General features: G+C 61.7%; 11 protein-coding genes. 1 reads left to right on the forward strand and 10 read right to left on the reverse strand.

Annotated elements, in window-relative coordinates:
• Positions 1-86 precede the first annotated feature (86 nt).
• From AC1DVW_RS24495 to AC1DVW_RS24540, 10 genes are all read right to left on the reverse strand, one after another.
• Entirely contained in the window at positions 87-1640 is a 1554-nt protein-coding gene (locus AC1DVW_RS24495) for a cation:proton antiporter (RefSeq protein WP_477326544.1), read from the reverse strand.
• A 216-nt stretch (positions 1641-1856) separates the two neighbouring features.
• Positions 1857-2921 (reverse strand): ABC transporter ATP-binding protein, encoded by a 1065-nt coding sequence (locus tag AC1DVW_RS24500; RefSeq protein ID WP_477326546.1) that lies wholly within the window; start codon positions 2919-2921, stop codon positions 1857-1859.
• Between the two features lie 30 nt (positions 2922-2951).
• Positions 2952-3743, reverse strand: coding sequence for an ABC transporter permease (locus tag AC1DVW_RS24505; RefSeq protein ID WP_477248506.1), 792 nt, complete (start codon positions 3741-3743; stop codon positions 2952-2954).
• The gene (locus AC1DVW_RS24510; RefSeq protein ID WP_112559240.1) at positions 3740-4654 is read right to left on the reverse strand and encodes an ABC transporter permease; all 915 of its coding nucleotides are present in this window, start codon (positions 4652-4654) and stop codon (positions 3740-3742) included. Before AC1DVW_RS24510 ends, AC1DVW_RS24505 begins: the two co-directional genes overlap by 4 nt.
• Before the next feature lie 63 nt (positions 4655-4717).
• Positions 4718-5824, reverse strand: a complete 1107-nt coding sequence (locus AC1DVW_RS24515; protein WP_477326548.1) for an ABC transporter substrate-binding protein — start codon at positions 5822-5824, stop codon at positions 4718-4720.
• A gap of 241 nt (positions 5825-6065) precedes the next feature.
• On the reverse strand, positions 6066-7238 hold the full coding sequence (locus AC1DVW_RS24520; RefSeq protein ID WP_477273303.1) for an iron-containing alcohol dehydrogenase: 1173 nt from the start codon (positions 7236-7238) through the stop codon (positions 6066-6068).
• 17 nt (positions 7239-7255) lie between these two features.
• Positions 7256-8644 carry an aldehyde dehydrogenase family protein gene (locus AC1DVW_RS24525; protein ID WP_477326550.1) on the reverse strand — a complete coding sequence of 463 codons (1389 nt, stop codon included), beginning with the start codon at positions 8642-8644 and terminating at the stop codon, positions 7256-7258.
• Positions 8645-8811: 167 nt separating this feature from the next.
• The gene (locus AC1DVW_RS24530; RefSeq protein ID WP_477248514.1) at positions 8812-10182 is read right to left on the reverse strand and encodes a glutamine synthetase family protein; all 1371 of its coding nucleotides are present in this window, start codon (positions 10180-10182) and stop codon (positions 8812-8814) included.
• A 95-nt stretch (positions 10183-10277) separates the two neighbouring features.
• On the reverse strand, positions 10278-11891 hold the full coding sequence (locus AC1DVW_RS24535; protein WP_477326552.1) for an amino acid permease: 1614 nt from the start codon (positions 11889-11891) through the stop codon (positions 10278-10280).
• A gap of 21 nt (positions 11892-11912) precedes the next feature.
• The gene (locus AC1DVW_RS24540; RefSeq protein ID WP_477273308.1) at positions 11913-12731 is read right to left on the reverse strand and encodes an N-formylglutamate amidohydrolase; all 819 of its coding nucleotides are present in this window, start codon (positions 12729-12731) and stop codon (positions 11913-11915) included.
• Positions 12732-12877: 146 nt separating this feature from the next.
• Between AC1DVW_RS24540 and AC1DVW_RS24545 the strand changes: the two genes are divergently transcribed.
• Positions 12878-13705 carry a MurR/RpiR family transcriptional regulator gene (locus AC1DVW_RS24545; RefSeq protein WP_477326609.1) on the forward strand — a complete coding sequence of 276 codons (828 nt, stop codon included), beginning with the start codon at positions 12878-12880 and terminating at the stop codon, positions 13703-13705.
• Positions 13706-13711: the final 6 nt, after the last annotated feature.

The following is a 13711-nucleotide window of genomic DNA, read 5'->3' on the forward strand; positions in this document are numbered from 1 at the left end:
TGCTTATCCGGCTCAATTTCGGATTGACGTAGCGGTTCGGCGATTTGCTTGCAATGTGCAGCGGAATGGACGGAGTTTGGGCCAGCCTAATTCGTCGTCAGCGGCTGGAACCGTCCTGCCGGCGAGGCCGCCAGTTCCGTCCAGTCGATTTCTTCCTCCAAGCGGTGATAGGCTTCGTCGCCGATGGTCCCGTTTCGCCGCAGTTCCTCTAGCGCATCGCGCTGGCTGTTGATGGCATAGAGGCGCAGCCTGTCATACTCCGTCGCCGCCTGCGCGTTTTCAGGGTTTTCGGCGATCGTGCGCTGGGCCGTGTATTGCTCGCGCACCGCAGCAGCGGCATTCGACGTCTTGCCGCTCAACACGTTGAGCGCGGCTTGCATGATGGCGACACGCGCCTGCGCCACTTCGCGGTCGATCGTCGTGTCCGGATCGAAGGCGAGCCAGCGCAGCAGCGGCTTCAGCGTCATGCCTTGCAGCACCAGTGTGCCGAGAACGACAGCGAAGGCGGCCAGCACGATCGGATCGCGGCCCGGGAAGTTGGGCGGCAATGCAATGGCGGCCACCAGCGTCACCAGCCCGCGCATGCCGCACCAGCCGACCAGCAGCCCGCCCCGAACCGTCGGCGCGTCTCGCCTTTGTTCCTCACTGCCGAAGCGGGCAAACCATCGGACGATCACGCCGTAGCTCAACACCCAGGCGAGGCGTGACACGATGACGACGCCCAGCACCGTTGCGGCGAAGACGAAGGCTTCGCCCTGTCCTTCCCCGGCAAGCCGGCCGACGATCGACCGTGCCTGCAGGCCCATCAGCACGAAGGCCAACACATTGAGCACGAAGACCGCCGACTCCCACACCGAATAGGTGCTGACGCGCCGCCTTGCCGACATGCGGCGCGGCGCCCTGCGGGCGAGGGTCATGGCATAGACGACGATGGTGATGATGGCCGAAAGTCCCAGCCTGTCGGCCAGAATCCAGACGCCGAACGTCCCGGCGAACTGTATCACAGTGCTGCTCGCCGCATCCTCGATGCGGGTGAGCGTCAGCAATGAGAAGCGGCCCAGCAGATACCCCGCGGCCAGGCTGCCGATCGTCGACAACAGGATCGTCGGAATGGCGCTGCTCAGCATGATCGCGCCGAGCGCTGCCGAAACCGCCAACCGGTAGATCAGGAGCGCGGTGGCATCGTTGAGCAGGCTCTCGCCCTGCAGAATGGCGGTGATGCGGTGCGGCACCTTGAACTGCCCGAGCACGGCGCTTGCCGCCACCGCGTCGGGCGGCGCGACGATGGCGCCGAGTGCAATGGCCGCCGCGATCGGCAGCCCGGCCATTTTCCAGCCGACGAAAGCAACGATCGCGGTGGTGAAGATGACGGCGCCGAGCGCCAGAGCCACGAGCGGCAGGCGATAGCGGTTGAGATCGCGCAACGACGTGTCGTAGGCGGCATCCAGAAGCACCGGCGCGATGAACAGCGCCAGCGCCAGCTCCGGGTCGATCTCGATCGTTGGAGCACCCGGCACGAAGGCAATCCCAACCCCAGCCAAAGCCAGCAGGGAAGGATAGGGAATCTCCAGCCGCCGCGACAGCGCCGTCAGCGCGACGGCGATCAACAGCAGGACAAGCGTCAGTTCGAAAAGAGCCATGACCTATCGTAGCCGCGAAGCGGCATTGTTGGCAGGGGTGACTTGGCAAGATGCTGTTGATTTTTCCAGCAGGCCCCTGCCAGCCGGCAGTATGCCCGGCCTCGGTTGCCAGGATATGAGCCTCGGTCATGGAGGCGCTGCCGGTCTTTCAGGCTGTATTGTAGCCGTTCATTGCACCTGCTGGAATCGACCGTCTCAGTTCCCTGAGGATGCTTACTAGTGCAGCACCAGCATGTCGCTCGACGAGAACGATATCTCGGCCTTCTCGCCGACAGCCGGCGGCGGAGCGGCTGGGCTGTTGAAGGTGTCGAGCGACACCGTGCTGCCACCGATGCCGACACGAACCCGGATCACCGAGCCGAGGAAATGCACCTCGGAGATTTCACCGGACAGGCTGGAATCGCGGCCGGGCTGGCGGCCAAGCGAAATCGCCTCAGGCCGCAAAGCCAGCGACAGCGTGTCGCCTGACTTGGAGCCGTTGAGCTTGCCCTTGAGCAGAACCTCTTCGCTGTTGACGCGCACCATGCCCGCCGCTGCGTCGGTGACAGTGCCTTCCAGCACGTTCAGCGTGCCGACGAAGTTGGCGACGAACTTGGTCGCCGGCCGGTTGTAAATCTCGAACGGCGTGCCGACCTGCTCGGCCTTGCCGCCATACATGACGGCGATGCGGTCGGAGATCGACAGCGCTTCTTCCTGGTCATGGGTGACGAAGATGGTGGTGATGTCGAGCTTCTTCTGGATCGAGCGGATTTCCTCGCGCAGCGACACGCGCACCTTGGCGTCGAGCGCCGACAGCGGTTCGTCGAGCAAAAGCAGCTTCGGTTTCGGCGCAATCGCACGCGCCAGCGCGATGCGCTGCTGCTGGCCGCCGGAGAGCTGGTAGGGATAACGGTCGGCCATTTGCGGCAGCTTGATGATGTCGAGCATCTCGGCCACGCGTCTATCGATGTCCGCCTTGGGCATGCCGGCGACCTTCAGGCCGAAACCGATGTTCTGCGCCACCGTCAGGTTGGGGAACAGCGCATAGGCCTGGAACACCATGCCGACATTGCGCTGGTTTGGCTTCAGCCTCGTGATGTCCTTGCCTGCAACGACAATCTTGCCGGCGCTCGGCTCTTCGAAACCGGCGACCATGCGCAGAACGGTGGTCTTGCCGCACCCGGACGGCCCGAGGAAGGAAACGAACTCGCCCGGCTCGACATCAAGATTGAAATCCTCGACCACTGTGGTGGCGCCGAAGGATTTTCGCACATGCTGGATGGAGAGGAATGGTTCGGCCATGGCTTTTTCTTTCGATCAGTACTTTGTCGATCAGTTTGGGCGGTTCGCGGATCTCGGCGCAAAGCGGGACAGTATCTGAATCAGCGACATGCAGCCCCAGGTAATGGCGAAGGCGATGATGGCAAGCGCCGCCGGCTCATAAGCGCGGTTGGCGCCGACGTTCTGCAGATAGGGGCCGAAGGCAGGCCGGTTGAGCAGGCTGGCCATGGTGAATTCGCCGATGACGATGGCGAAGGTGAGGAAGGCGCCCGATAACACCGCGATCAGCACATTGGGCAGGATCACTCGACCAATGATCGTGCCCCAACCGGCGCCCAGGATCTGGGCCGCTTCCGTCAGCGTCCTGACGTCAATGGTGCGAAGGCCGGTATCGACGGCGCGGTACATGTAGGGCAGTGCCAGCATCGCATAGCCGATGACCAGCAAGGCATTGGTACCCATGTCGGTCGCCAGGAACGGCAGCGGCGAATTCGAACCGTACATCCTGATATAGCCGAAGACGATGACGATGGCCGGAATGACCAGCGGCAGCAGCGTGATGAACTCGACGATCGGCCGCAGTTGCGGCAGGCGCAGTCGAATCCAGTAGGCGGCGGGAACCACGATCAGCACACCGAGGATGATGGTGAAGATGGCGGCAACCACGGAATAGCCGAACGTCGCCTGGAAATGGGCGTCGCCCAGCACGATTTTGTAGGCGTCAAAAGAATACTCGCCACGCCGCATGCGCATGGAAAATTCCACCGTCGCGATCAGCGGAATGAAGAAATAGGCCGCGCCCAGCGCGAATACGACCCAGGCCCAGAATTTGCCGGACTTCATTTCAGCCACCTCTCCGAACGCGTCCGGAACCAGATGTAGAACACATTGGCCAGTCCGGTGATGACAATCATGCCGAAGGCGATTGCATAGCCGAGATGAGCGTTGTGCAGCACGTCGCCGCGGATCTGCGCATAGAGCAGGATCGGCACGATGTTGAGCGAGGAGCCGGTCAGGGCATAGGCCGTGGCGATGGCGCCGAATGCATTGGCAAAGAGCAGGATAACAGTGCCGAGAAAGCTCGGCCAGATCACCGGGATCACCACCATGCGCCAGTATTGCGCCTGGGTGGCGCCGAGCGTCGCGGCGGCCTCGCCCCATTCCTTCTTCAAGCCGTCGATCGCCGGCGTGATGATGACCACCATCAGCGGGATCTGGAAATAGACATAGGTCAGCGTCAGGCCCCAGAACGACAGGATGTTAAAGCCGTGCGCGTAGATGTTGAGGCCGAATACGGTGTTGAGGAGCACCGTCGCGAGACCGAGCCGTCCGAGTGTCGCGAGGAAGGCGAAGGCCAGCGGTACGCCGGCAAAATTGGAAGCTACACCAGAGAATGTCAGGGTTGCCGAACGTATCCACTCCGGCAGGCCGCCGCGCACGATGGCGATGGCAATGGCAAGACCTGCGAAAGCGCCGATCAGAGCCGAGGAAAGGCTGACCTTGAGAGAGATCCAGTAGGCGGCGACGATCGATGGCTGCGCCAGTGCCGCTATGTTTTCGAACGTGAATTCGCCGGCATCGTTCTGGAATGCGCCCAGCATCAGATAGAGCGTGGGCAAGATCAGGAACATGATGGCGAAGATGAAAAATGGCGCGACGCCGAGCCATTGCGTTGGCAGTCGCAATGCGCGCGCCTCGCTGGGCGGCGCGGTCTTCCCGGCAACTGCGTGATCGGAAAGCGAGAGATCTGTCATGCGCCGGCTACCGTCTCCGAGGAACACCGGGCGGCCGCGCGGCCGCCCGGTTGGTTTCAAGCCTTACTTGACGTTGGCGCCGACGACGGCATCCCAGTTCTTGGTGACGGCTTCCTTCGCCTTGCCCTGCTCGTCCAGCGTCGGGAACACCGCGGCGGCGTAAGCCTCGGCCGGCGGCAGCTTGGCCATCACGTCCGCCGGGAGCTTGCCGTTCTTGGCAAGATCGTTGAAGCGGATCGGGTGGCAATAGCCCTTGAGCCAGCCGATCTGGCCTTCGTCGGAGTAGAGATACTCCAGCCAGAGCTTGGCAGCGTTCGGATGCGGTGCGAAAGCGCTGATCGCCTGCACGTAAACGCCGGCAACGACACCCGTCTTCGGCACGACGACGTCGACGGGCGGATTGCCCTTCAGCGTGTCGCGGCCGGCAAGTGCATTGTAATCCCAGGTCACCAGGATCGGCGTCTGGCCTTGTGCCAGGGTCGCCGGCTTACCGATGACCGGCACGAAATTGCCGGCGGCATTGAGCTTCTTGAAGAAGTCGAGGCCAGCGGTGCCGGCAGGTTCGCCAGCGGCGGCGCCGCCGGAAAGGCCGGCGGCATAGACAGCCTGGATGGCCTGGTTCGAGGCGCGCGGGTCGCCGGCAAGCGCCACGGTGTTGGCGAATTCCGGCTTCAGCAGGTCAGCCCAGTCGGCCGGCGCTTCCTTGACGAGGTCCTTGTTCACCAGGAAGGACAGCACGCCGTAGTAGTCGCCGGTCCAGAAACCGTCGGCATCCTTGGCCGAGTCGGGGATCGAGTCCCAGGTCGACACTTTGTAGGGCTGGATCAGGCCGTCAGCCTTGGCGGTTGGACCGAAGGACAGGCCGACGTCGATGACGTCAGGCGCCTGCGGGCCCTTGTTGTCCTTGTTGGCCTTGATCGCCTCGACCTCGTCGCCGGAGCCGGCATCGGGGTTGAGTTCGTTGATGGTGATTTCAGGATATTTCGCCTTGAAGCCGTCGATGACGGCGCCATAGCCGCACCAGTCATGCGGCAGGGCGATGGTGGTGAGCTGGCCTTCCGCCTTTGCGGCCTTGACGAGATCGTCCAGCGACGCTGCGGACGAAATCGCCGACGACGCAAAAAGGGTCGCGGCCGAAAGGGAAAGCACTTTCCCCGTGAATTTGAACATGTGTTCTCTCCATTGAACTGACGCCGTTGGACGCCTGCGATGCGGTATCGTTTTCATGTGACAGCCAGATGAAAGCATTGTGAAACCGGCACCCGCAGTACGAAAAAGTAAACTCTTTTTAACCGGTGGTAGCAATCGCCTCGCGATTATTTTTCCGGCTAACTAGTTTCTGCATGCCTTTCGCCCCTTCCCCTTTCCTTTCCCCTCGTTTTCCAAATCATATTCCGGCACCAAATCCGCCTCAGACGGTACCGGCGATCGCGTTCTCCAGCAGCGTCAGCGCCGCCTTCTTGGTCAGCTTGACAGGGTTGCCGCCGGCGGTCGGGTCGACCACCGCCATGTCGGCGATCAGGCCCTTGCGCTTCTTGTCCATATCGAGCCCCTTGATCAGGCCCGGCAACGCATGCGGCACCTTCAGCTCTTTGCGCAATTTGATGACCGCCTTGGCGAAACCGTCGAACCCGCCCTTGATGCCGCAATAGGCGGCGAGCCGGGCGATGCGCTCGTCGATCGCCTCGCGGTTGAAAGCCAGCACATAGGGCATGAACACGGCATTGGTCATGCCGTGATGGGTGTCGTAGAGCGCACCGATCGGGTGCGACAGCGAATGGATGGCGCCGAGCCCCTTCTGGAAGGCAGCCGCACCCATGGCAGCCGCACTCATCATATGGGCGCGGGCGACCAAATCCTTGCCGTTGGCATAGGCCTTCGGCAGGTTTTCGAAGACGAGCCTGACACCTTCCACCGCAATGCCATCGGCCATCGGATGATAGCCCGGTGCACAATAGGCTTCGAGGCAATGGGCGAGCGCGTCCATGCCGGTGCCCGCGGTGATGAAGCTTGGCATGCCGACCGACAGTTCCGGATCGGCAATGACGATTGCAGGCAAAAGCTTCGGGTGGAAGATCACCTTCTTGGTGTGCGTCGCCTCATTGGTGATGACACCGGCGCGGCCGACCTCGGACCCTGTGCCGGCGGTGGTCGGCACGGCGATGATCGGCGCGATCGCATCGGAATCGGCGCGCGTCCACCAGTCGCCGACATCCTCGAAATCCCACACTGGCCGCGTCTGCCCGGCCTGGAAGGCGATCAGCTTGCCGAGATCGAGCGCCGAGCCGCCACCGAAAGCGATGACGCCGTCATGCTTGCCCTTCTTGAACACGGCGATGCCAGCAGTGAGATTGGAATCGACCGGGTTCGGCTTCACCTCGGAGAACACGCCATAGGGCACCTTGGCGTCGTCGAGGATCTTCAGTGTCGAAGCGACGACCGGCAATTTCGCCAGCCCCGGATCGGTAACGAAYAGCGGCCGCTTGATGCCGGTTGCATCAAGCACATCCGGCAGTTCCTTGATGCGTCCCGCGCCGAAGCGGACGGTGGTGGGAAAATTCCATTTCGAGATGAGCTTGGACATTTTTGTCTTTCAGAAAATCAGATGGTTTCACGCAGGTGGAACGACTTCGGCCGGGTCAGATTGTCGTAACCGATGGCCGACAGTGCCGCCCCCTTGCCGGTGTCCTTGACGCCGGTCCAGACCAACGCCGGATCGAGATAGTCGCAGCGGTTCATGAACACGGTGCCGGTCTCGACGCGGTCGCCGATCGCCGCCGCATGGTCGGTATCACGCGTCCAGATCGAGGCCGTCAGCCCATAGGGGCTGTCGTTCATCAGCGCGATAGCCTCCTCGTCATTGCGCACCTTCATGATGCCGACAATGGGACCAAAGCTTTCCTCGCGCATGACGCTCATCTGATGGTCGACTTGCGTCAGCACCTCCGGCGCCAGATAGGGCGAGCCGGCCTGGTCGCTGGCCACCTTCATGTTGATGTGTGCCTTGGCGCCCTTGCGCAGCGCCTCGGCCTTCTGCTCGCGGATCAAATCGGCGAAGCGTGCCTGGGCCATGGGCCCCATCGTCGTTGCCTGATCGAGCGGGTTGCCGACGACATAGTTCTTCGTCTCGGCGATGAAGCCTTCGACGAACTCGTCATAGACCTTCTCGTGGACATAGACGCGTTCGATGCCGCAGCAGCACTGGCCGGAATTGAAGAAGGCGCCGTCGACCAGATTGGCAACGGCATGGTCCATCTTGGCGTCGGGCAGCACATAGGCCGGATCCTTGCCGCCAAGCTCGAGGCCGAGCGTCATGAAGGTGCCGGCCGCCGCCTTTTCGATGGCGCGGCCGCCGCCGACCGAGCCGGTGAAATTGACATGGTCGATCTTGCCTGAGCCGAGCAGCTTTTCGGTCTGGGCGTGGTTAAGCACGATGTTCTGGAACAGGCCCTTGGGCAGGCCGGCCTTGTCGAAAGCCTGCTGGAAGCGTTCGCCGACCAAAAGCGTCTGCGCCGCATGCTTAAGGATGACGGCGCTGCCGGCCATCAATGCCGGCACGATGGTGTTGACGGCGGTGAGATACGGATAGTTCCACGGCGCGATCACCATGACCACGCCGAGCGGCACCTTCTTCACATAGCGGCGGAACCCGTCCTTCGGATTGGAGGCCAGAACCGGCTTGAGAGCGGCTTCGGCGATCTCGACCATGTAGTTGGTGCGTTCCTTGACCCCACCGAACTCGCCGCCATAGCGCACCGGGCGGCCCATCTGCCAGGCGATCTCCGGCACGATTTCGTCGGTCATCGCGACCAGCGCTTCCAGCATGGCCAGCATATATTTGCCGCGCTCGACGACCGGTGTCAGCGCCCATTTCTCCTGCGCCGCCTTGGCGCGCTCAACCGCGGCATTGATGGCCTGGTCGGTGGCGACTGGCCGTTCGGCATAGATCGAACCATCGATGGGGGATTTTAACTTGACCGTTTCGGCCATTCTTTAAGTCCTCGCACTTTGTAACAATCGAAAATCATATGACTTGGCGCTGCCCCTCATCCGCCTGCCGGTACCTTCTCCCCGTATAGTGACGGGGAGAAGAATGGAGCTCCGGCGTCGGCGCCCCTGTTGTTCACGGCGAGAGGGCAAGGGCGTTCAAGGCAAGCCTAGTACCGCTCGAACCCCCGGTGCAGTTCCCAATCCGTAATCCGGCGGTCGTATTCGAACTGCTCCCACTTCGCGGTGTGGACATAGTGTTCGAGCACGTCCTCGCCGAGCGCCTGCTTCAGCATCTTCGATTTCGCCAGCGTCTCGGTGGCGTCGCGCAGCGTCTTCGGGATCTCCGGCAGGCGCGACGCCTGATAGGCATCGCCGACGAAGGGCTTTTGCAGTTCCAGCTTCTCGTCGATGCCGGCAAGGCCGGCGGCGATCAGCGCTGCGAAAGCGAGATAGGGATTGAGGTCGGCGCCGCCGATGCGGCATTCCATGCGGATGCCCTTGGTGCCCTCGCCGCACAGGCGGAAGCCGGCGGTGCGGTTGTCCTCGCTCCACATGATCTTGGTCGGCGCAAAAGTGCCGGCCTGGAAGCGCTTGTAGGAATTGATGTAGGGCGCCAGGAACCAGGTGAACTCCTTGGCGTATTTGAGCTGACCTGCTCCCCATTGCTGGCCAAGCGTCGACAGCGTCCAGTCCGCCTTCTTGTCGAAGAACAGCGCCGTCTTGCCGTCGGCGCTCCACAGCGAATTGTGGATGTGGCTGGAATTGCCGGCCAACCCGTAATTGTACTTCGACATGAAGGAGATCGCCTTGCCTTCAGACTCGGCGATTTCCTTGGCGCCGTTCTTCAGGATGACGTGGCGGTCGGCCATCTCGAGCGCCTCGGCATAGCGCACATTGATCTCTTCCTGGCCCGGACCCCATTCGCCCTTGGAGTTCTCGATCGGGATGCCGGCCGCATCCATCTCATTGCGAAGCCGGCGCATGACGCCTTCTTCCTTGGTGGTGATGCCGATCTGGTAGTCGCCAATATAGGGCGAGGCCGTGTCGAGGCCCTGCCAATGCTTCTTGCGGGCGGAATCGTAGGTCTCGTTAAACAGATAGAATTCGAGCTCGGAGGCGAAATAGCCGATATAGCCGCGCTCCGTCAGCCGCTTGACCTGCTTCCTCAGGATCGCACGCGGTGAATGCGGCAGGTCGTCATGGGTGTGGTGGTCGAGCACGTCGCAAATCACCAGCGCCGTCTTTTCCAGCCATGGAATGCGCCGCAATGTCGCCAGGTCTGGCTTCATGACGAAGTCGCCATAGCCCTTCGACCAGCTCGCCGCCTTATAGCCCGGGACCGGCTCCATATCGATGTCGGCTGCCAGCAGATAGTTGCAGCCATGCGTCTCGTCATGGGCGGAATCGACGAAATACTGGGCCAGGAAACGCTTTCCCGCCAGCCGGCCCTGCAGGTCGACGATGCAGGCCAGCACAGTGTCGATCTCGCCGCTGGAGACCGCCTTCTTCAACTGATCGAACGAGAAATTTCCGGCCATTCTTTTGGCACTCCAGCTAGCCGCTTTGGGCTTGTCACTTTGAAAGGGAACAAAAAACCGTGGCGAGCGAACCCGCCACGGCTTCAGCCTGCTGCTTAGGCGGTTTCGCCGACAGCCTTTTCAGCGGCCGCGATGATCGCCTTGCGCTTGGCGATTGCCGCATCACCGATAGGCGGGCCCTGGAAGCGACGGTTTTCGATGGCGAACCAAAGAATTGCCAGGATGATCGCAAAGCCAAGCGAATAGTACCAAAGGCCCGGCACAAAGCTTGTGGCCGCGACAGGCGGATTGGCGGCAGCATCGGCCGGCGTACCGGGAATGGATACGACGAAGGCATGACCGCCAATCGTAACCAGCACCGTGCCGATCATGACTATGATCGCGAAGACTTTCGACAGACCGCCAAGGCGGAAACTGCCGAAGGTTGTCCAGGTTTTGCCTTCGGCAAAGAAGCCGGCGACAATCGGCATGGCGTAGGAGATATAGAGATACATGGCGCAGCCGGTGGAGAGAGCGGCAAAAGCGTTGAGCGGCGTGGTCACCGCGGTGAGCACGACAGCCATGACGGCCGAGAACCAGATGGCCGCCACCGGAGTGCGGTAGGTCGGGCTAACCGAGCTCAGCAAGCCCGAGAATGGCAAGCCGCCGTCACGTGCAAACGCATAGATCATCCGCGACGTGGACGTCACGGCTGCCAATGCGCAGAGGAAGTTGGAGATGATGACGCCGATCAGCATCAGCTTGCCGATGAAGGATGGCAGGATGGCTGCGATGAACAGGTTGTTGAACGAGCTCCAGCCTGTCGCGGCAGCAGCATTCAGATCCGGAATTGCCAGGATCATGACAAGGATCAGCACAAAACCAAACACACCTGACCAGAACACCGAATGCAGCATGCCCTTGTGCACCGTCTCGCGCGCATTGACTGTTTCTTCCGCCGTGTGCGCGGACGCGTCAAAGCCGGTGATGGTGAACAGCGGATAGAGAAGGCCGATGATGATCGCCATCAACGGACCGGTTTGCGGGGAAACGCCGCCACCAGGGGCTCCGGTGTTGTTTACGAAGGTGAACGCCTTGCTGACGTCGAAGCTCGGCGCCGCCATCAGAAACATGACGATTAGGATGACGGTGACCCCGAGGATCAGATAGCCGGAGAAATCCGTCAGTATGGTCGTTAGCCTGATGCCGAAATGGTTCAGCAGGGCTTGCGCTGCGGTGATAACAGCAACCGATAAGATTTGCGTCCCCATTCCCCAGCCGGAAACGTCCCAACCGAGCACCGAACCGAAGAACAGATCCCGCGTGACGAGGTAAAGAAATACATTCACTGCCGGGATGACAAACAGAAGTCCCAGCAGATTGACATAGGCCGTTGCCCAACCCCAGAACCGGCCGCCCAGGATTGACGACCAGTGATACAGGCTGCCTGCGGTCGGGTAGGCAGATGCGATCTGGCCAAGGCAGGCTGCAACGATGAGCGCATACGCGCTTCCGATGATCCAGCCAATGGTCAGTGAGAATGGGCCGCCCGTCGAAAGCGCGATCGGAAATGATCCAAATCCGCCGGACAGGATGCAGATGATTGAGAACGAGATCGCAAAGCTCTGGAATGCTCCCATCCGTCGCGATAGTTCCTGGGCGTAGCCCATGCCATGAAGGATTTTTACGTCCTCCGTTGTATCGACGTCTATTTGACCCGGTGCTGCCATTTTGGTGTCCCCTTTTGATTCTTAGCTGGCCGATTGAACTGACTTTCTGACTGCGCTTGTTCGAGAGCCCTTGGCCTCCTCGGGCTCCAGATCCAGAAAAATGCCTGTGAGCAGATCCGCCCATTTCCGCTGCCCGGTCTCGCCGGAGATTTCGTCATTGCGGATTTCGATCATCGCGCAGGGAAGGCCGCGCGAGCGCGCATGGCGCTCCAGTGTGAAATAGACCCGGTCGGCCGGCGAATAAGGCTCGTTGACGCCGACGGTGACGCCGGCGAGCCGCTTGAGCGCGGCGATCAGCGGTGACGCCAATCGGCGATCCTCGTCATGAATGATACCGATGTGCCAGGGCCGGTTTTTGCCCTTGTAGATCGGGGTAAAGGAATGGACCGAAACCAGCCGGGTTTCCCGACCGCGCGCCTGCCTTGCGTCGACGATATTTGCGACCGCGTCATGGAAGGGCTGCCACGACAAGGCGATGCGCTGGGCGCGCTGCTTTTCCGAGAGACCAGTATTGCCGGGTATTGCGGTGGTTTCGCTGACCGGCGGCACCAGGTCGGGCGCGTCGAGCGGGCGGTTGCAGTCGATGACCAGGCGCGAAATACGCGTTTCGACCAGCGTCGCATCGAGCGCCTCGGCCATGCGGTGGGCGACCGGCAGCGCGCCGGGATCCCAGGCGATGTGACGGGAAAGGTCTTCGACTGGAAGGCCGAGCGTTCCGAATTCGGCCGGCAGGAAATTGGAGGCGTGGTCGCAGGTCAGCACGAATGGGCTCGATCCACCCGGGTTCGTCACCCTGACGGAGTTTGACGATGCAAGGCTGGCGGGCCGTGCTGTCTCCATTGTCTGTCGTCCCCTGGGGAGCGCTGTATCGTATGTTACGTATTTTGCCTCATTGCGTCCCTGTGGATGATTTCATACAGTTTGACCGGCTTTGTCAAATGCGAATTCGGGAAAGCAGTGTCGGCCAGGCCAAGGGTGGGGAAAACATGATTTCCAGCATTGCCGAACTGATCTCGGACCGCATCGGCACGATGCCGGCAAGCGAACGGCGCGCCGCGCAAACGCTGATTGCCAACTATCCGCTGATCGGCCTGAAGACGGTCGCCGAATTCTCGGCTGCGGCCGGCGTATCCTCGCCGACCATCCTGCGTTTCGTCGCCCGGCTCGGCTTCCAGAACTACCCGGAGTTCCAGTCGGCCCTGCAGAACGAACTGGCGGCGCAATTGCAATCGCCGGCTATTCGGACGCTCAATCCACAGTCGCAGGGCGGCGGCCCGGTATCGCCGATGCTGGAAGCAACACTCGACAATATGCGCGAGACGTTCAGGCACCTGTCCGACAAGCAACTGGCCGACATCGTCGCCAAGCTTGCCGACCGGCGCGGCAAGACATTTCTGATCGGCGGCCGCTTCACCGATCCGCTGGCGCGCTACATGGCCGCTCATCTCGCCATCGTCCAGCCCAATGTCTTCCACCTCGCCGGACAGGAAAGCGTCTGGCGCGACCGGCTGATCGACATGGGCAAGCGCGACGTGCTGGTGATCTTCGACATCCGGCGCTACCAGGACAGCCTGGTCCGTCTTGCCGAAACGGCGCACCAGCGCGGCGTGCAAATCGTGCTGTTCACTGATCAGTGGCTGTCGCCGATCGCCCGCTTCGCTCGCCATGTCATCGCAGGGCGCACCGCCGTGCCGTCAGCCTGGGACTCCTCAGCCGCCCTTTTCGTCGTTGTCGAAACGCTGATCGGCGCCGTCACCAGACAGCTCGAGGCCGATGGCGCCAAACGCATTCGCGAACTGGAAAGCCTGCGATAACGAGGC

Source organism: Mesorhizobium sp. P3_B5, assembly GCF_056402815.1.